The sequence below is a fragment of the Shimia aestuarii genome, assembly GCF_900114635.1.
GTDB lineage: Bacteria > Pseudomonadota > Alphaproteobacteria > Rhodobacterales > Rhodobacteraceae > Shimia > Shimia aestuarii.
Window position 1 is genome coordinate 1 of sequence record NZ_FOTQ01000005.1, and the last position, 17,721, is coordinate 17,721.

Genomic DNA, 17,721 nt, shown 5'->3' on the forward strand with positions numbered 1-17,721 from the left:
GGTGCGCGCTACCTTCAAGTGCGACTCCTATTAGAAAACAATGAGTTATCTAATGAGGAGATTGTGCCATGGGAGCTGTTTACACGCAACTGAGCATTGAGGAACGCCGCAGAATCGAACGCTGGCGACATGCTAAGGTCCCTGTTCGCGAGATGGCGCGTGTGCTGAAGCGCTCGAAAGCCACGATCCACCGCGAGATCAAGCGGAACTTTTTCAGCGATGAATGCATGCCTAAGTGTGACGGCTACTATGGTGCTGCCGCCCATCTGATGGCAGCCGATCGGCGTGCGCGGCAGCGCAAGCTGATCCGCTATCCGCAATTGCTCAAAAGAGTTGTGGAACGGCTCAAGCATGGGTGGACGCCTGAACAGATCGGCAACCGAATGATCTATGAAGGCGCAAGGCTGCGCGTCTGTCAGGAAACGATCTACCGGTACATCTATTCCAAGGAAGGCATGGCGCAGGAGCTGTGGTGGTATCTGCCAAACCACCGCAAGTATCGCCGTCCCCGCCGTGCCAGGGAACGCCAGGCGCCCAAGTTTGACCGCGATGTCAGCATCCTGTTCCGTCCGGATGATGTTGCCCATCGCCGCCAGTTCGGCCACTGGGAAGGCGATTTGATGCTGTTCAAACAGAGCCTTGGGCAATCGAACGTCACATCGCTGGTCGAGCGGGTCAGCCGGTTCACGGTGCTGCTGAAGAACCCGAACAAACGAACCAAACCCGTCATGGGCAAGATTATGAAAGCGGTGCGTGACCTGCCCCACCTGGCGCGCAAATCTATCACCTTCGACCGCGGCACCGAGTTCGTCAGCTGGCCGCACCTTCAGGCCGAGATCGGAACGCAGACGTGGTTCTGTGACCCCTCCTCGCCTTGGCAGAAAGGCACTGTCGAGAACACCAATCGCCGGGTTCGAAGATGGCTGCCCCGAAAACACGACATCACGGCCGTCTCAGACCACGAACTGAAACAGATCTGCGACCGGCTCAACAACACGCCCCGAAAATGCCTCGGGTGGAAAACGCCAGCGGAGGTCTTCAGGGAAAAGATGATGGTGGAACTCGGCCGATCTCCCTACCCTCGAAGGCAATAGGAGTCGCAGTTCAACTATCGCTCACATTTTATGGCTTTAATACAATCCCCTACAGGCAGAACTTAACCTGTATCGCAACTGGGAATCCTAAGGGTCATCAAATCCAGCGTAAGAGAATACAAGAGTCCTTCTCCGCCTGCGACTATCTGTTCCACAATTTCACATAGTCGCCGGGATTCTTAACCAAGCGCATATCCAGCGCCGCGCACCGTGCGCAACGGATCCTCGCCACCATGCACGCACAACGCCTTGCGCAGACGCCCGATATGCACGTCGACGGTACGGCTGTCGACATAGATGTCCCTGCCCCAGACACGGTCCAGAAGTTGTTCGCGGCTCCACACGCGACCGGGTTTTTCCATGAACGTCGTCAGGAGACGGAACTCGGTCGGTCCGAGTTTTAGCGGCTTGTCCTGACGCGTGACACGGTGGGTTTCCGCATCCAGCACGATGTCATCAAACTCAAGCCTTTGCCCGGTGGCCGCAGGACGCACCCGTCGCAACTGGTTGCGCACCCGCGCCATGAGTTCCATCACCGAATAGGGTTTCACCACATAATCGTCGGCGCCGGTTTCCAGCCCCCTCACCCGGTCCACCTCTTCGCTGCGCGCGGAAAGCATGATGATCGGAATCGCCATTGTAGCCGCACGAGTCTTGAGGCGGCGGCATATTTCGATGCCGGAAGTGCCAGGCAGCATCCAGTCGAGCACGATGATGTCGGGATTGACTTCTTCAACCATCAAGAGCGCTTCGTCGCCGTCGGCGGCGGTTTGCACCTCAAAGCCATCGGCCTGCAGGTTGTAGGTCAACACGTCTCGCTGTGCGGGTTCGTCTTCGACGACAAGGACGGTGGGATGATCTTTGACCATGGCGAAAGTGCTCCGTCGTGTTAGATTATTCCGCCTCGATGCGGGTTGCCTTGGGGCGTGTGTCTTCCGGCATCTGCCCCGTCACGAGATAAATCACTTGCTCTGCGATCGAGGTCACATGGTCGCCCATCCGCTCGGTGTTCTTGGCGATGAAATGCAGGTGCATGCAGGGCGAAATATAGCGCGGATCTTCCATCATGAAGGTCAGGAACTCACGGAACAGGGCGTTGTACATCTGGTCAATGTCGCGGTCCCGCTCGAGTACATCACGCGCCAGTTCCGCATCACGCTGGATATAGGCGTCCAGTACGTCCTTGAGCATCAGCTGCACTTCGCGGGCCATGCGCCGCAGTCCGCCACGCGCGCCTTCGACTGGAGTCATATGCACCAGAACCGAGGTTCGCTTGGCCATGTTCTTGGCATAGTCGCCAATGCGTTCGAGGTTCGCGGCGATTTTCATCACAGATAGCACGACACGGAGGTCCACTGCCGTGGGCGCGCGCAGTGCGAGAACCTGAGCACAATCGGCATTGATCTGGTCTTCCAGTTCGTCAATCGCCTGATCGGCATTGCGGACCTGCTCGGCCAGTTCTTCGTCGCGGTTCTTCAGCGATTTCGAGGCGTCCAGAATGGCCGCTTCGACCAGCCCGCCCATTTTCATCACCTTGGCCTGAATGGCCTCAAGATCCCGGTCAAACCCCGAGACAATATGTTGTTCTTCGTTCATCTCGTCTCGCTCCTTAGCCGATACGGCCCGTGATGTAGCTTTCGGTCCGCTCATCCTTGGGGTTGGTGAAAATCTGCGAGGTGTCGCCGTATTCAACAAGGTTCCCAAGGTGGAAAAACGCGGTTTTCTGGCTGACGCGCGCGGCCTGTTGCATCGAGTGGGTCACGATTACCACCGAATACTGGTTGCGCAGCTCGTCGATCAGCTCTTCCACCTGCGCGGTCGCGATCGGGTCGAGCGCAGAACAGGGTTCGTCCATCAGCAGAACTTCGGGTTCGGTGGCCACGGCGCGGGCAATGCAAAGGCGTTGTTGCTGCCCACCCGACAGACCTGTGCCGGGCGCTTGCAGGCGATCCTTGACCTCGTCCCAAATGGCGCCGCGGCGCAGGGATTTCTCGACGATTTCGTCAAGATCGGCCTTGGATTTGGCAAGGCCGTGGATACGCGGACCATAGGCCACGTTGTCGTAGATCGACTTTGGAAAAGGGTTGGGTTTCTGGAATACCATGCCCACCTTGGCGCGCAACTGGACCGGATCGACCTTCTTGTCATAGATGTCTTCGCCGTCCAAAAGGATGTCACCCTCAACGCGGCATACATCAATTGTGTCGTTCATCCGGTTGATACAACGCAGAAAAGTCGACTTGCCACAACCGGACGGCCCGATGAAGGCGGTCACGGATTTGGCCTCGATATCCACGTTCACGTCTTTGATGGCATGGGTATCGCCATAGTAGACCTGAACGTTGCGGGCGGAGATTTTAGTGTCGGTCTGGACCATGGTGTCCCCTGGTGTGGGTGCGTCAAACATTTGTCGGGTTCCTTTGCTTACCAGCGGCGCTCGAACCGCCGGCGCAGGATGACTGCAAGAGTGTTCATCGAGATCAGGAAGATCAAGAGGATGATAATTCCGCCCCAGGCGCGTTCGTAAAAGGCCGGGTCGGCGCGTTTGGCCCATTCATAGATCTGGGCCGGCATTGCGGAGTTTGGCGACAACAGCCCTTCGCCGATGGTTTCGGGCATGTTGGAGGCGATGAAACCGATCATACCGATCAGGAGCAGCGGCGCGGTTTCACCAAGCGCCTGCGCCAGACCGATGATGGTGCCGGTCAGGATCCCGGGCGCGGCCAGCGGGAGGACGTGGTGGAACACGGATTGCATCTTGGAGGCCCCTACCCCCAGCGCCGCATCCCGGATCGACGGCGGCACCGATTTAAGCGAGGCGCGCGTCGAGATGATGATGGTCGGCAGGGTCATCAGCGTCAGCACAAGCCCGCCCACAAGCGGTGCGGATTGCGGCAGGTGCATGTAGTTGATGAACACCGCAAGGCCAAGGATACCAAACACGATCGACGGCACGGCGGCGAGGTTCGAGATATTGACCTCGATAATGTCGGTGATCCAGTTCTTGGGTGCAAACTCTTCGAGATAGATCGAGGCGGCAACGCCAATTGGCAGCGCGAGCGCGAGGACCACGAGCATCATGAACAGCGACCCCATCATCGCCACCCCCATGCCAGCGGCTTCGGGGCGTTGGTCAGAGGCGTCGGCGCCAATGATGAAATCGATGTTGAAGGTCTTTTTCAATACGCCCGCGGCGATGAGTTGATCCGCGAAATCAAGCTGCGCCGGGGTGACGTTCTTGTCGTTGGCGATGCTGTCACGGGTCACGCGCCCCTTGAGGTAACCATCGATGCGGCTGTTGGCGAGAAAGCGGAACTCGATGGTTTCCCCGATCTTCTCGGGATTCGCGATCACATAGTCGCGCAGCTGGGCCGCTGCCGATTTCGACAGCATCTTGGCCATGTCCTTGGACTTGAGCGCCGTTTCGATGCCATTCTCGGCCGTGGTCTTTTCAAAGGCGGTCTTGATCAGCGGCGCATAGCCGAACGTGGTGACCTTCTTGATCTTTTCGATGTCGCGTTCGCCGGTCTTGTCGAGTTTGCTTTCCAGAAGCTCGACCTGCATCGTGATAAAGCTTTGTTGAAACGCGCCAACACCTTTGGACAGGATCGTGTAGACCAGCGCGAGCAGCATCAGCAGGCCAATGCCAATGGCGATGATGCCATAGGCCTTGAACCGGCTTTCGGCGGCGTTGCGCCGCTTGGTACGCGCATCCTGTTCGTGGATCGAGCCATGGGGCGTGGCGGTGGGCATAGAGGCGTCACTCATTCGTATTGCTCCCGGTATTTGCGCACGATGAAGAGCGCGAGCACGTTGAGGCCAAGGGTCAGGACAAAGAGCGTCAAGCCAAGGGCAAAGGCCACGAGGGTTTCGGGGCTGGCGAAATCGCCGTCGCCGGTCAGCTGGCTGACGATCCGGGTGGTGATGGTTGTCATCGACTCAAACGGGTTGAGCGAGAACTTGGCAATGGCCCCTGCCCCCATGACCACGATCATGGTCTCACCAATCGCACGGCTGGCAGCAAGCAGGATGGCACCGACGATGCCCGGCAAGGCGGCTGGGATCACCACCTGGCGGATGGTTTCCGACGGCGTTGCGCCAAGACCCAGCGAGCCGTCACGCATGGATTGCGGTACAGCGTTGATGATGTCGTCAGAAAGCGAGCTGACAAAGGGAATGAGCATGATGCCCATCACCGCCCCGGCGGTCAGGACCGAGGTCGCACCCGACATCCAGTCGACACCCAATGCACCGTTCTGGCCAAACAGGTTGACCAGCATGGGCCCAACGGTCAGCAGCGCAAAAAGACCGTAAACGATGGTCGGGATCCCGGCGAGGATTTCCAGGAGCGGCTTGGCAATGGCGCGGGTTTTTGGGCCGGCATATTCCGACAGATAGATCGCGGCAAAGAGGCCCACGGGCACGGCCACCAGCAGCGCGATGAACGAGATATAGAGCGTGCCCCACAAGAGTGGCAGGATCGACAGGTCCGAGTCGCCGCGGAAGTTGGGCGCCCATGTGTCTCCAAAGAAAAAGTCGGCCGCGGAATGCAGCCGGAAGAAGTTGATCGATTCAAACAGCATCGACAGAACAATGCCGACAGTGGTCAGGATCGCCAGCGAGGCCGCTGACATCAAGAGGATCAGAACCGCGCGTTCGACCACGTTGCGGGCGCGATAGGCCCCGTGGCTGTTGCGTACCGAGAGGACAAAGCCAACCAGCCCAAGCGTGATCACCACGATGGTCATGGCCAGATTGCCGGTATGAGACAGGCTGCGATAGCTCTGTGCGGCGTTCAGCACTTCGGGGCGAACCTCCTGCCCCAGCGCTACGCCGACCTCCCCCAGAAGCGCCCGGATATCCGTATCCTCGGCCCGCAATGCATTAGCCTCGTTATTGGAGAGCGCGCCCTGCCCGACAGCTGCATCCAGACCATCGGCCACGCGGCGCACGTCGGCCATGACGAGGTTCAGGTTCGATCCTTCTGGGATCAGTTCGGCGGGCAAAAGGCCGGATACGGACCGTTCGATCAGCATCGGCTGGGCCAGCAACCACAGCACCAGAACACCAAGCGCGGGCGCCAGAACGCTGATCGCGACATTGGCGCCATAATAGACGGGCAGCGAATGCAGGTTGCGCCCGTCTCCCTGAACAGAGCTCAGAGCGCGCGAGCGTCCAACAAAATACCCCGCCACTGCAAGGGCGAGGATGATCAGGACAAGCCAGGAAACAGGCATGGAGGAAAGCCTATGCGTTTGGAATGGAACGGGCGGCGCACGTGGATGCGCCGCCCGAAAGGTCGATTACATGTTGGAGCCCATGATGGCTTCGTCCGCAACGGCGGACTGGGTGTCGGCCAGCTCGGGATCCGAAACCAGACCGTATTCGGCCAGCGGGCCGTCGGGGCCTGCGATCTCGTCGGCGATGAAGAATTCAGCGTATTCTTTCAGGCCGGGGATCACACCGATATGGGCTTTTTTGACGTAGAAGTAGAGCGGGCGCGACACCGGGTATTCGCCGGTTGCGATCGACTCGGTCGAGGGAACGATGCCCGACATGGTCGCAACCTGCAGCTTGTCGGTGTTGTTCTCGTAAAAGGCCAGACCAAAGACGCCGATGCCGTCCTTGTTGCTTTCGATGCGTGCCAGCGTTTCGGTATAGTCACCGTCGATGTCCACCGACACGCCATCGGTGCGCAGCGAGATACAGGCTTTCTCGGCGGCTTTCTTCTTGGCCTTGTCGGTGTCGCCTTCGGCATGGGCCAGCAGGTGTTCGAACGCGCCGGTGGCTTCGCAGCCTGCGAGGATCACCTTGTCTTCAAACACTTCGCGGGTGCCGTGCTTGGTGCCCGGAATGAATGCTTGGATCGGCTGGGCGGGGAAGTTGGCATTCACGTCGGCCCAGGTTTTGTTCGGGTTGGCAACCAGCTCACCATCAACCATGACCTTGTCCGACAGGGCCAGGAACCAGTCGGTCGGGGTGAATTCGAAGCCGTTGCCGTTGATGTCGCTGGCAAAGACGATGCCGTCATAGCCGATGCGCACTTCGATGATGTCGGTCACGCCGTTTTCGGCGCAGGCCTTGATTTCCTTGTCCTTGATCTTGCGCGAGGCGTTGGCCACGTCGATGGTGTTCTCACCCACACCTTCGCAGAAGCGCTTGAGACCTGCCGAGGACCCGCCCGATTCAACAACCGGGGTCGGGAAGTCAAAGTTTTCACCAAAGGCTTCGGCAACGATCGACGCATAAGGCAGAACGGTCGACGACCCGGCCACCTGAACCTGGTCACGCGCGGCGGCAGAGGTGGCGGCGACGGCAGCAATTGCCAGGGCGGATGCGGTCAGTTTGACGGACATGTAAATTACTCCATTTGTCTCTGACTGTCAGAAGATCAGTCTCGGAGCGTGAATTAGGACGCGCTGGCAAAGCTTTTGTGACACGAACGTAACGGTTTTATGACGGTTGCCGTCGAGGTCGAAAAAACTCAGAGTTTTGGGAGAAAAACCCGGAAAGTGCTTCCCTCTCCGGGCGCGCTTTCAATGGCCATGCGACCGCGATGGCGGTTGATGATGTGCTTTACGATCGCAAGGCCAAGGCCGGTGCCACCCATTTCCCGCGAACGGTGGGAATCGATACGATAGAATCGCTCGGTCAGGCGCGGAATATGCACCGGATCGATTCCCGGGCCATTGTCCTTCACGGAAAGACAGATGGCCGGGCCGCGCAGGCTGCGGTCTCGTTCGACTTCGTCCAGCCGGATCGTCACATGGGTGCCCTGCCCGCCATATTTCAGCGCGTTCTCGATCAGGTTCGTCACCACTTGCATGAGCTGATCGGAATCGCCCGGCACGATCATCGCCCCGCCCGGTGCAAGAAAATCGAGCGTTGAGCCGGCATCCGTGGCCAGCGGCATCAGGTTACGCACGACAGAGCGCACGAGATCCCCAAGATTCACCGCATCCGTAGGGCGCATGCGCGAGACTTCCTCGACCTTGCTGAGCGACAACAGGTCTCCGACGAGCCGGTTCATGCGGCTGGCCTCGTCGGCCATGGTGCTGAGGAACCGCTCTTGCGCCTGAGGATCGTTGCGTGCAGGACCCTGCAGGGTTTCGATGAAGCCAAGGATCGCGGTCAGCGGTGTGCGCAGTTCGTGACTCACATTGGCGACAAAATCGCGGCGCATCTGGTCGAGCTGTCGCAGCTCGGTCACATCGCGAAAGCAGATCACCGCCCCCCGCCCGAAAGTGCCCTGTACCGGCGCACAGGTGACGTTGAAACGGTGTTCCTGCGGCCCTTCATTGTGAAAATAAACCGCCCTCTGACGCGTCCGTGTCTCCAGACAGGTTTCAACCGCAGAGTTCAGCGCCGGTTGGCGAAATACGAGGATGAAGGGCAGGTCCTTGCGCGCCTGGGGCTGCAGCGAAACCGCCCGTTCGTTGGCCCCCGCTACCCGTGCGTCCTGACCCACGAAAATCGCGGGCAGCGGAATCGCCTCCAGGTAAGACAGGTCAAAGTGTTCGGCCATCAGCGTGTTTTCCATCAGGGTTGCAACCAGCGAATCGACGGACTGACCCAACAGTGTAGATGTAACAGTTTGATGACAGGCTATTTCCACATGTTTTTCAAACTGTTACCATCACCTCTTCGTGTGAATCACACTTCCTTCAACCCCATTTTGAAGCGACGCGCATTGTCTTGGTAGTGCAGCGCCGAAAATTCCAGCCCCTTGAGCGCCTTCTCATCCAGCGTACGCACCACCTTGCCAGGCGCGCCCATGACAAGCGATCCCTCGGGAATTTCCTTGCCTTCGGTGATAAGGGCCCCTGCCCCAATCAGGCAGTTTGTACCGATCCGGGCACCGTTCAGAACAGTGGCTCCCATGCCGATCAGCGAATTATCGGCAATCGTGCAACCGTGCAGCATGACCTTGTGCCCAATCGTGCAGTTTTCGCCGATCAGGAGCGGAAAACCGAGATCGGTGTGCATGACGGTGTTTTCCTGCACGTTCGTACCCTTGCCGATCACGATTTGCTCGTTATCGCCACGCAGCGTGCAACCAAACCAGACCGAGGCCCCCTCTTCGATCACGACATTGCCGATGATATTGGCATCCGGCGCAATCCAGGCACTTTCAGCGATCTTGGGGCGCACCCCGTCCAGTTCGTAAATCGGCATTATTGCATCTCCTCGAATTCGGCTTGAAGCTTGCGCACGTGATCCACGAGCGCGGGTTGCTGGATGCGGCGCAGTCGGGTGGCGGTAACGATGGAAATCAGGTCGCGTTCGGTGGCGTCCAGGTCATCGTTGATCAGCACGTGGTCATAGCTGCCCCAGTGGCTGATCTCGTCCCAGCTTTTCTGCATCCGCTTGGCGATCACCTCGTCGCTGTCCTGTCCACGGCTGACCAGACGGCGGTGCAGTTCGGTGATCGAGGGCGGCAGAAGGAAAATCGACAGGGTGTGCTGGCCAAGATCCGAGTTGCGCACCTGTTGGGCGCCCTGCCAGTCGATATCGAACAGAAGGTCCTGACCGGCGTCGATTGCCTGTTTCACCGGCCCCTTGGGCGAGCCGTAGAAGTTTCCAAAGACATGGGCATGTTCCAGCATGTCCCCTGCGGCCACGTCGCGTTTGAAATGTTCTTCGGACATGAAGTGGTAATCCTGCCCATCGACCTCACCTGGGCGGGGCTTGCGGGTTGTGGCCGAAACCGAAAACCGGATGGTCGGGTCCCAAGCGCGCAGGCGTTTGGAGAGGGTCGATTTGCCAGCCCCCGAAGGAGAAGACAGGATGATGAGAAGGCCGCGTCTTGGGGTCATGTCATTATTCCACGTTTTGAACCTGTTCGCGCATTTGGTCGATCACCGTCTTGAGATCCAGCCCGATCCGGGTCAGCGCGACGGATTGCGCCTTGGAACAGAGCGTGTTGGCCTCGCGGTTGAACTCCTGCATGAGGAAATCGAGCTTGCGTCCGACGGGGCTGCCCTTGGACAGCAGATCCCGCGCCGCGTCGACATGGGCACGCAAGCGATCCAGTTCCTCGGTCACGTCGGCCTTGACCGCGATCATCGCCAGTTCCTGGGCCACGCGGGCCTCGTCAACGCCATCCGCATTTTCCAGAACCCGCGCGAGGTTGGCCCGCAGGGCTTCGGCGGTTTCCGCTCGGCGGGCTTCGGCCGCCACGGTGGCGTCTGCGGTCAGGCGTTCAATCTCGTCGAGCTGGGTGCGCAACACGGTTTCCAACGCCGTCCCTTCGGCGCGGCGCATGTCAAGAAACGCTTCGATCAGGTCTGGCAACTGGGCCATGAGCGCCTCGCGCAGGGGATTGCTGTCGTCCTGATCCGTGGCGGTTTCCAGAACACCGCGCACGTTGAGAATGTCGGCGCTGCGCGACGCGGAAAGTGCGATTCCCTGCTCGGCGGCCAGCGTTTCGGCCTCGTGCAAGGCGGCAAGCACGTTTGAAAGTTGCGCCCGGTTGAGTGTCAGCGTGCCTTCTGATTCCTCGCGCTGCACCCGCAGACCAAGGCTGACCGAGCCGCGCGACATTGATTTGCCAAGCGCGCCACGCACCGCCGGCTCCAAACCTTCGATCCAGTCCGGCATCCGCAGGCGCAGGTCCAGCCCCTTGGCATTCACGGAGCGAATATCCCAAGTCCAGCTATGGGCACCAAGGCTGCCCTTGAGCGCAGCAAAGCCCGTCATTGATTGCAGCACACCTGTCTCCTTGCGTTTTCCTTGGTTGCACCTAATGCCATTCGCCTGTCCGGAGCAACCAGTCCGCAAGGGCAGTTAACCATTCGCAACGGTTTTTATCCCATTTTGGAGAAAATTGGCCATATTAACGAAGTGGTAAGAAAGATGGGCCAAAGGTTAAGCACCGTGAGTTGAGGTGTGGTTCCGGGGCCGTCATCATTGGCCTGGGGTGAGAGAAATGGCGTTTTTGCGTGGCAGGAAATCGAACGTAACGGATTTGCGCAACCATCCGGTGCTGAGCGAGGTCAGCGCCTATTGGGAGGCTTTGCGAAACGACAACAAGGTGCCCTATCGCGCCGATATCGATCCGCGAGGCATTCAACGCGCGCTCAAACATGCTTTCATTCTGGAGCGGATTGCGCCGGGGATGGCGCGCATCCGCGTTGCGGGACAGACGCTGACTGACCTGATGGGTATGGAAATGCAGGGCATGCCGGTTTCCGCACTGGTTTCATCGGACACGCGAGAGGCGTTTCGCCGAACACTAGAGGACGTGTTTTCCGGACCGGCCAGGGCCAATCTGCATTTCCGCGCCGACGGCAGCTTTGGCAAACCGGCGCTGGATGCGCAAATGTTGTTGTTGCCGCTGCGCGGTGATGACGGCACCGTGACACGGGTTCTGGGTGTGCTGGTGCATGACGGGCGCCCGGGGCGGGCGCCGCGCAGTTTCCACCTCCAGGGCAGTTTCCTGCGCAGGATCAACGGGGGTGAGGAAAAGCACCGGATCACGTCGCGCGCACCGCAGGCCGAATATATCACCGCGAACACCGTGCCGACACGGCACGCGCATCTCCGGCTGGTGGTGGAAAAGAGTTGACGGACGAATAGGAGAACCCATTCGTCCAAAGGAAAGGCGGGGCCCACTGGACATGGCACCCCGCCTTTTTCTTTTTTAACAGCTGCTTGCAGCCCGGATCAGACCGCTTCGGCCGCGCGGGTTTCGCGCAGATTGGACAGTTCCTCGGCAACAAGGAAGGCCAGTTCGAGCGATTGCGACGCATTGAGACGCGGATCGCACGCTGTGTGGTAGCGATCCGACAGGTTCTCTTCGGTCACGGCCCGCACGCCCCCGGTGCATTCGGTGACGTCCTGGCCGGTCATCTCGAAATGCACCCCGCCCGGCACGGTGCCTTCGGCCTTGTGCACACCAAAGAACTCTCGCACCTCGCGCAGCACGCTGTCGAACGGGCGGGTCTTGTAGCCCGTGGCCGATTTGATCGTGTTGCCGTGCATCGGGTCACAGGTCCAGAGAACATTGGCGCCTTCTTCCTGAACGGCCTTGATCAGGCGCGGAAGGTGTTCGCCCACGGATCCGGCACCGAAACGCGCGATCAGGGTCAGACGCCCGGCTTCGTTCTCCGGGTTGAGCTTCTCCATCAGAACCTTGAGGTCGTCCGCCGTTGTGGTGGGGCCGCATTTCAGGCCGATCGGGTTCAGAACGCCGCGCGCGAATTCGACATGCGCTCCGTCCGGCTGGCGGGTACGGTCGCCGATCCAGATCATGTGGCCCGATCCGGCCAACCATTTCCCGGACGTCGAATCGAGGCGTGTCAGCGCCTCTTCGTATTCCAGCAGGAGTGACTCGTGGCTTGTGTAGAAATCCACTGTGCGCAGGGCGCTCGACGTGCTGCTGCTCACGCCCGCAGCGCGCATGAAATCAAGCGTGTCGCTGATGCGGTTGGCCATGTCGCGGTAATCCGCGGCCCTTTCGCTTTCGGTGAACCCTAACGTCCAGGCGTGGACCTGGTGCACATCGGCATAGCCCCCGGTCGAAAATGCCCGCAACAGGTTCAGCGTTGCAGCGGCCTGCGTATAAGCCTGAAGCATTTTCTTGGGATCGGGAATGCGGGCCTCGGGGGTGAAATCCAGCTCGTTGATGATGTCACCGCGATAACTGGGCAATTCGACACCATCGACCACCTCGGTCGGCGCCGAGCGGGGCTTGGCGAACTGGCCGGCCATGCGGCCCACCTTGACCACAGGCACCTTGGCGCCATAGGTCAGCACCATTGCCATCTGCAGCATCACCTTGAACGTGTCACGGATCGCGTCGGCCGAGAACTGTTCAAAGCTTTCGGCACAGTCGCCGCCTTGCAGCATAAAGGCTTCACCGCGAGATGCGGCCCCCAGTTTCGCCTTGAGCGACCGCGCTTCTCCGGCAAAGACCAGCGGCGGATAGCTTGCGAGCTGCGCCTCGACGGCGTGCAGGGCCTCGGTATCCGTATAGTCAGGCATCTGAACGCGCGGCTTGTTGCGCCAGTCAGATTTTTGCCATTCTGCCATTGTCTTTACTCCGGTTGGACAGGTTGAGCCCGCCTTATACAAAAGCTCTTGAGCAAGCGCCACAGTTGAAATATGCGCCCTTGACGCGCCCTGTGTGTTTGGCGCTAAAGTCGATGTCCATTAGAAGACCACAAGCAGACCGTCAAAGACGGGGACTCAGGATAGGCAGCCATGGCCCTCAAGGCACCCCGCCCAGACGTATCTTCGCAGACCGGAACCCGGCGTTTCGTGTTCGTCCTTCTTCAAGATTTTACGCTGTTGTCCTTTGCCTCGGCGCTGGATTGCCTGCGTCTGGCCAACCGCAATCTTGGGCGGGATTACTATACGTGGAAACTGGTCGGTGAAGGCGGCGATACGATCAGCTGTTCGACACGGACCACGTTCAAGCTTGACGGTGATCTTGAGGAATTGCATCGGGACGACACGATCGTGCTGTGTGGCGGAATCGACATCCAGAAAGCCGCGACCAAAAAACTGCTGAACTGGCTTCGGCGCGAAGCACGTAAAGGGTCGCGGATCGCGGGTTTGTGCACGGCCGGGTATATAATGGCCAAGGCCGGTTTGCTGGATGGCAAGAAGGCGACGATTCACTGGGAAAATCAGGACAGTTTTGCTGAAGAGTTCGAAGAGGTCTTTCTGTCCAAGGCAGTCTTCGCGATCGACGGAAATCGACTGACCACCGCCGGGGGCACATCGTCCATCGACCTTTTCCTGCAGATCATCGCCGACGACCTTGGCGAAGACGTGGCCAACTGGGTGGCAGATCAACAGATCTACAGTTCGATTCGTACCGATCAGGACAGTCAGCGCCTGAGCGTGCCGACCCGCATCGGCGTGCGTCACCCCAAGCTGAGCATGGTCATCCAGATGATGGAAACCAACATCGAGGAACCAATCAGCCCCTCTTTGCTGGCCAAGGAGGTCGGGCTGTCCACGCGTCAGCTGGAGCGTCTGTTCCGGCGTTACCTGAACCGCTCACCCAAGCGGTACTACATGGAGTTGCGCCTGCAAAAGGCGCGGAACCTGTTGATGCAGACCGATATGAGCGTGATCAACGTGGCGCTGGCCTGTGGCTTTGCCTCGCCCAGTCATTTCTCGAAGTGCTATCGCGCGCATTACGACACCACGCCCTATCGCGAGCGCGGCAGCCACGCTGCGCGGCTGTCCATCTGATCAGAACTTCTCGAAGATCGTGTTCGAATTTGTATTGAGGTCAAAGCGCAGCACCACGAGGCTGTCGCCGCGGTCGTGCAGAAACGCATAGAAATAGGTATAGCCCAACCGGTCGTGCCAATAGACACGCGCTTCTTGCCGGAACCCGTTGCCAAGATCGACGCTCTTGATCACCGCCACATTGGTGAAATCACGCTGCATAGCATTCATCAACTGCACGTTGATCGCGTTCAGTTCGGCGTCGGTATATTTGCTGTTGCCGCCCAGTCGTTTGACCAAGGGCACAAAATCGCGATTCATGACGCGCGCGTCGACGTAACGGGCATAGTCGGCATAGTCGGTGAACACCGATTCCTGAGCCTGGGCGGCCAGTGGCGCAAGCAGGCCGCACACAAGGGCAAGATGGGATCGGGACATCGTGGCTCCTTTCCGTCGCCAAACGGACGGAATGATCAGAACAGGGCGTATAGTTCGTTGAAATCGGTTCCATATCGGAATTCGAGCACATCCCGGTTGCCCCCGGTTTCACGGGTGTGCAGCAGGAAATAGACATAGAAATATTCGCCCTTTTCCGTCCAGTAACCTATCATTTCCTGACGAAACCCGCCTTTGAGCGTTTCCGAACGCACCGTGGCGTGACCGACGAAATCCCCTTCGTACAAGTTTTGCAGGTTTTCATTGAGAGCAGCGATCTCTTCCTCGTCCAGCTCAAGCTCGGAGCGGACATGTGACAGCGCCGTTCCTAGCTTCCCGCCCATTATCAGTTCGTTGAACTGGGCCACTCTTTCATTGAACAACGTGCGTTGGTTGGTTTGTGCCGCGCTCGGGGTCGTCAAACAAAGGGACAGGGAAAGGGCCAGAGCCAACATTCGAAGCATGAAAAATCCTATGGGCAAAGATGAAAGGGACGTTCTGAAAAGAGGTTAGCCGCCCGGGCTCATGCGGTAAAGTGCGCCTTGGTCTTCGGACAGGAACCATAAGGTTCCATCCGGAGCTTCGCGAATGTCCCGCACACGCTTGGTGCGGGCGGATCGGATCGTTTCACGCTGTTTCAGCGGCGTCCCTGACAGGCGCGCGATATGGTCGAATTTGAGACTTCCAACAAGGATATGGCCGCGCCATTCGGGCCAGAGCTTGCCCGAGTAGATGGCCATGCCTGAAGGCGCAATCGACGGGTCCCAGTAGAATGCGGGCTGCTCCATGCCCGGCTTGGCGGTGCCTTCGCCAATCGCGCCTCCGGTGTAGTGACGCCCAAAGGCGATGACCGGCCAGCCGTAGTTGGCCCCCCTGCGAATGCGGTTGATCTCGTCCCCGCCCTTGGCGCCATGCTCCACGGCCCAAAGCCGCCCCTGCGCATCCAGCGCAGCGCCCTGCGGATTGCGATGCCCGTAGGACCATATTTCAGGTCGCGCACCCGTCGTAGCCGCAAAAGGATTGTCCGCAGGGGCCGCGCCCGATTTGGTGATGCGGACAATGCTGCCATTGTGGCACGACAGGTCCTGTGCCGATGGGCGATCGCCCCGCTCTCCAATGGTGACGAACAGAGTCCCATCCCGCGCCTCGACAATGCGGCTGCCAAAATGGCGTCCACCGCTGCTGCCCGGGGTCATTTCGAAAATGACGGTCAAATCCGTCAGGCGGTGCCCATCCTCCGAGAGGCGCGCACGGGCGACGGCGGTGCCGGAACCGCCACGCTGTTTCTTGGCGTAGCTCAGAAAGACATGCCGCGTTTGCGCGAAATCACGGGGAACGAGCACATCCAGCAACCCGCCCTGCCCCTGCGCATGCACCTTGGGCACGCCCGAAATGGCTGTCACCTGTCCATCTGGCGTCAGGCGTTTCATGTTGCCGCCCCGTTCAGTGATCAGCACGCCGCCATCAGGTAGAAAGGCAAACCCCCAGGGTGTTTTGAGACCCTTTGCCATAGTCTCTACCCGTAACGCACCTACCGAGGTTTCAATGGATTGCGCCTGTGCCAATGAAGTCAGGGCAAGCAGAAAGAAAGCGACGAGCGCGCGCAGTAACATGGGGTTTCTCCGTCTATGATATCGGGGTTTCACCTTACCATAGCCACGCAGGAACCGGTGTCGTTCAGGTGATCAAATTATGGTCAGATGCCCCTTTTCTTTTCAAATATCCGCGCTTAGGCTCACCATCGGAAAAAAGACCAACTTGGGAGACAAACAATGAAAAAACTGCTTCTGGCGACTGCCGCAAGCGCTCTTTTGACCGGGGTTGCCTCGGCGGAAGAGATCAAACTGGGCGTGATCATGGGCTTTACCGGCCCGATTGAATCGCTGACCCCCGCCATGGCTGCCGGTGGCGAACTGGCCATGAAAGAAGTGTCGGATTCGGGCAAACTTCTGGGCGGCGCAACCGTGACCCCGATCCGGGGCGACTCGACCTGTGTTGATTCCGGTGCTGCAACCGCCGCTGCCGAACGCCTGATCACCTCGGACGGGGTAAAGGGCATCGTCGGTGCCGACTGTTCCGGTGTCACCGGCGCCATTCTGGCCAACGTCGCAGTGCCTAACGGCGTGGTGATGATTTCGCCATCTGCAACCTCGCCCGCGCTGTCGGATGCCGAGGATAACGGCCTCTTCTTCCGCACCTCGCCTTCGGACGCCCGTCAGGGTCAGGTTCTGGCGGACGTGTTGATGGACAAGGGCATCAAGTCGGCGGCTATCACCTACACCAACAACGACTATGGCAAGGGTCTTGCCGACAGCATCGCCGGCGCGTTCAAAGCAGCAGGTGGTGAAGTTACCGCGATGACCTCGCATGAAGACGGCAAAGCGGACTATTCGGCAGAAGTTGGCGCGCTGGCTTCGGCGGGTGGTGATGTGCTGATCGTGGCGGGTTACGTCGACCAGGGTGGCCCTGGTATCATCCGTGCCGCACTGGACACCGGCGCATTTGACATGTTCGCCCTGCCGGACGGCATGATCGGCGCCGCACTTGAAACCACCTTTGGCGACGAAATCGAAGGCTCGGTTGGCACCGTTCCTGGTGGCGAAGCGGCCAACACCGATATGATCGTCAAGGCGATCACTTCGGACGCCTATGATTCCTCGGGCCCCTACATCGGCGAAAGCTATGACGCGGCTGCCCTGATCATGCTGGCCATGCAGGCCGCCGGTTCGAGCGATCCGAGCGCCTATGCAGGCAAGATCATGGACGTGGCCAACGCGCCGGGCGAAAAGATCGGTACCGGTGAACTGGCCAAGGGTCTCGAGATCCTCGCCGCAGGTGGTGAGATCGACTATGTCGGCGCAACCGCTGTTGAGCTGATCGGTGGCGGCGAAGCTGCCGGTGGCTATCGCGAGATCGTCATCGAAGGCGGCAAGATCACCACGGCGCAATATCGCTGATTTTGTGATAAGCTGAAAAAATGAGGCAGCCCGGCTTGTCCGGGCTGCTT

Annotated in this window: 18 protein-coding genes; 4 read left to right on the forward strand and 14 right to left on the reverse strand. The window is 59.3% G+C overall.

Annotated elements, in window-relative coordinates:
- Positions 1–68 precede the first annotated feature (68 nt).
- The gene (locus tag BMZ35_RS12480) at positions 69–1,094 is read left to right on the forward strand and encodes an IS30 family transposase (RefSeq protein ID WP_093094197.1); all 1,026 of its coding nucleotides are present in this window, start codon (positions 69–71) and stop codon (positions 1,092–1,094) included.
- A 179-nt stretch (positions 1,095–1,273) separates the two neighbouring features.
- On the opposite strand, the gene phoB is transcribed toward BMZ35_RS12480, so the two are convergent.
- From phoB to BMZ35_RS12530, 10 genes are all read right to left on the reverse strand, one after another.
- Entirely contained in the window at positions 1,274–1,963 is a 690-nt protein-coding gene (gene phoB / locus BMZ35_RS12485; protein ID WP_093094198.1) for a phosphate regulon transcriptional regulator PhoB, read from the reverse strand.
- A gap of 25 nt (positions 1,964–1,988) precedes the next feature.
- Positions 1,989–2,690, reverse strand: a complete 702-nt coding sequence (gene phoU, locus BMZ35_RS12490; protein ID WP_093094199.1) for a phosphate signaling complex protein PhoU — start codon at positions 2,688–2,690, stop codon at positions 1,989–1,991.
- Positions 2,691–2,703: 13 nt separating this feature from the next.
- On the reverse strand, positions 2,704–3,501 hold the full coding sequence (gene pstB / locus BMZ35_RS12495; protein WP_093094200.1) for a phosphate ABC transporter ATP-binding protein PstB: 798 nt from the start codon (positions 3,499–3,501) through the stop codon (positions 2,704–2,706).
- A gap of 17 nt (positions 3,502–3,518) precedes the next feature.
- Positions 3,519–4,862 (reverse strand): phosphate ABC transporter permease PstA, encoded by a 1,344-nt coding sequence (pstA, locus tag BMZ35_RS12500; protein ID WP_093094201.1) that lies wholly within the window; start codon positions 4,860–4,862, stop codon positions 3,519–3,521.
- Positions 4,859–6,331, reverse strand: a complete 1,473-nt coding sequence (gene pstC / locus BMZ35_RS12505; RefSeq protein WP_093094202.1) for a phosphate ABC transporter permease subunit PstC — start codon at positions 6,329–6,331, stop codon at positions 4,859–4,861. Before pstC ends, pstA begins: the two co-directional genes overlap by 4 nt.
- A gap of 66 nt (positions 6,332–6,397) precedes the next feature.
- Positions 6,398–7,450, reverse strand: coding sequence for a substrate-binding domain-containing protein (locus BMZ35_RS12510; protein WP_093094203.1), 1,053 nt, complete (start codon positions 7,448–7,450; stop codon positions 6,398–6,400).
- A gap of 128 nt (positions 7,451–7,578) precedes the next feature.
- Positions 7,579–8,634, reverse strand: a complete 1,056-nt coding sequence (locus BMZ35_RS12515; protein ID WP_093094457.1) for an ATP-binding protein — start codon at positions 8,632–8,634, stop codon at positions 7,579–7,581.
- 113 nt (positions 8,635–8,747) lie between these two features.
- Positions 8,748–9,269, reverse strand: a complete 522-nt coding sequence (locus tag BMZ35_RS12520; protein WP_093094204.1) for a gamma carbonic anhydrase family protein — start codon at positions 9,267–9,269, stop codon at positions 8,748–8,750.
- Entirely contained in the window at positions 9,269–9,910 is a 642-nt protein-coding gene (gmk, locus tag BMZ35_RS12525; RefSeq protein ID WP_093094205.1) for a guanylate kinase, read from the reverse strand. The genes BMZ35_RS12520 and gmk overlap by 1 nt, the downstream gene beginning before the upstream one ends.
- Positions 9,911–9,914: 4 nt before the next feature.
- Positions 9,915–10,805, reverse strand: a complete 891-nt coding sequence (locus BMZ35_RS12530; protein ID WP_242654782.1) for a YicC/YloC family endoribonuclease — start codon at positions 10,803–10,805, stop codon at positions 9,915–9,917.
- Positions 10,806–11,022: 217 nt separating this feature from the next.
- On the opposite strand from BMZ35_RS12530, the gene BMZ35_RS12535 reads away from it, so the two are divergent.
- Positions 11,023–11,661 carry a PAS domain-containing protein gene (locus tag BMZ35_RS12535; protein ID WP_093094207.1) on the forward strand — a complete coding sequence of 213 codons (639 nt, stop codon included), beginning with the start codon at positions 11,023–11,025 and terminating at the stop codon, positions 11,659–11,661.
- Between the two features lie 98 nt (positions 11,662–11,759).
- On the opposite strand, the gene BMZ35_RS12540 is transcribed toward BMZ35_RS12535, so the two are convergent.
- Positions 11,760–13,127, reverse strand: coding sequence for a class II 3-deoxy-7-phosphoheptulonate synthase (locus BMZ35_RS12540; protein ID WP_093094208.1), 1,368 nt, complete (start codon positions 13,125–13,127; stop codon positions 11,760–11,762).
- 171 nt (positions 13,128–13,298) lie between these two features.
- Here BMZ35_RS12540 and BMZ35_RS12545 point away from each other — a divergent pair, with 171 nt between their 5' ends.
- A complete protein-coding gene (locus tag BMZ35_RS12545; protein ID WP_093094209.1) occupies positions 13,299–14,300 on the forward strand; it encodes a GlxA family transcriptional regulator in 1,002 nt (333 codons plus the stop codon).
- Here the strand turns inward: BMZ35_RS12545 and BMZ35_RS12550 are convergent, their stop codons facing one another.
- The 3 genes from BMZ35_RS12550 to BMZ35_RS12560 all read right to left on the reverse strand — a co-directional run bounded on the left by BMZ35_RS12550 (position 14,301) and on the right by BMZ35_RS12560 (position 16,327).
- Entirely contained in the window at positions 14,301–14,717 is a 417-nt protein-coding gene (locus BMZ35_RS12550) for a hypothetical protein (RefSeq protein ID WP_093094210.1), read from the reverse strand.
- Between the two features lie 35 nt (positions 14,718–14,752).
- Positions 14,753–15,058, reverse strand: coding sequence for a hypothetical protein (locus tag BMZ35_RS12555; RefSeq protein ID WP_131814371.1), 306 nt, complete (start codon positions 15,056–15,058; stop codon positions 14,753–14,755).
- 165 nt (positions 15,059–15,223) lie between these two features.
- Positions 15,224–16,327, reverse strand: a complete 1,104-nt coding sequence (locus tag BMZ35_RS12560) for a PQQ-dependent sugar dehydrogenase (protein WP_093094212.1) — start codon at positions 16,325–16,327, stop codon at positions 15,224–15,226.
- A gap of 159 nt (positions 16,328–16,486) precedes the next feature.
- On the opposite strand from BMZ35_RS12560, the gene BMZ35_RS12565 reads away from it, so the two are divergent.
- The gene (locus BMZ35_RS12565; RefSeq protein WP_093094213.1) at positions 16,487–17,671 is read left to right on the forward strand and encodes an ABC transporter substrate-binding protein; all 1,185 of its coding nucleotides are present in this window, start codon (positions 16,487–16,489) and stop codon (positions 17,669–17,671) included.
- Positions 17,672–17,721: the final 50 nt, after the last annotated feature.

Excerpts from the sequence above, each read along its gene's own strand:
- BMZ35_RS12550 (WP_093094210.1), bottom strand. The coding sequence starts at position 14,717 with ATGTCCCGATCCCATCTTGCCCTTGTGTGCGGCCTGCTTGCGCCACTG.
- gmk (WP_093094205.1), bottom strand. The coding sequence starts at position 9,910 with ATGACCCCAAGACGCGGCCTTCTCATCATCCTGTCTTCTCCTTCGGGG.
- BMZ35_RS12540 (WP_093094208.1), bottom strand. The coding sequence starts at position 13,127 with ATGGCAGAATGGCAAAAATCTGACTGGCGCAACAAGCCGCGCGTTCAG.
- BMZ35_RS12515 (WP_093094457.1), bottom strand. The coding sequence starts at position 8,634 with ATGGAAAACACGCTGATGGCCGAACACTTTGACCTGTCTTACCTGGAG.
- BMZ35_RS12510 (WP_093094203.1), bottom strand. The coding sequence starts at position 7,450 with ATGTCCGTCAAACTGACCGCATCCGCCCTGGCAATTGCTGCCGTCGCC.
- BMZ35_RS12555 (WP_131814371.1), bottom strand. The coding sequence starts at position 15,058 with ATGGGCGGGAAGCTAGGAACGGCGCTGTCACATGTCCGCTCCGAGCTT.
- BMZ35_RS12520 (WP_093094204.1), bottom strand. The coding sequence starts at position 9,269 with ATGCCGATTTACGAACTGGACGGGGTGCGCCCCAAGATCGCTGAAAGT.
- phoU (WP_093094199.1), bottom strand. The coding sequence starts at position 2,690 with ATGAACGAAGAACAACATATTGTCTCGGGGTTTGACCGGGATCTTGAG.
- pstC (WP_093094202.1), bottom strand. The coding sequence starts at position 6,331 with ATGCCTGTTTCCTGGCTTGTCCTGATCATCCTCGCCCTTGCAGTGGCG.
- phoB (WP_093094198.1), bottom strand. The coding sequence starts at position 1,963 with ATGGTCAAAGATCATCCCACCGTCCTTGTCGTCGAAGACGAACCCGCA.
- BMZ35_RS12535 (WP_093094207.1), top strand. The coding sequence starts at position 11,023 with ATGGCGTTTTTGCGTGGCAGGAAATCGAACGTAACGGATTTGCGCAAC.
- BMZ35_RS12560 (WP_093094212.1), bottom strand. The coding sequence starts at position 16,327 with ATGTTACTGCGCGCGCTCGTCGCTTTCTTTCTGCTTGCCCTGACTTCA.
- BMZ35_RS12545 (WP_093094209.1), top strand. The coding sequence starts at position 13,299 with ATGGCCCTCAAGGCACCCCGCCCAGACGTATCTTCGCAGACCGGAACC.
- pstA (WP_093094201.1), bottom strand. The coding sequence starts at position 4,862 with ATGAGTGACGCCTCTATGCCCACCGCCACGCCCCATGGCTCGATCCAC.
- BMZ35_RS12565 (WP_093094213.1), top strand. The coding sequence starts at position 16,487 with ATGAAAAAACTGCTTCTGGCGACTGCCGCAAGCGCTCTTTTGACCGGG.
- BMZ35_RS12480 (WP_093094197.1), top strand. The coding sequence starts at position 69 with ATGGGAGCTGTTTACACGCAACTGAGCATTGAGGAACGCCGCAGAATC.
- pstB (WP_093094200.1), bottom strand. The coding sequence starts at position 3,501 with ATGTTTGACGCACCCACACCAGGGGACACCATGGTCCAGACCGACACT.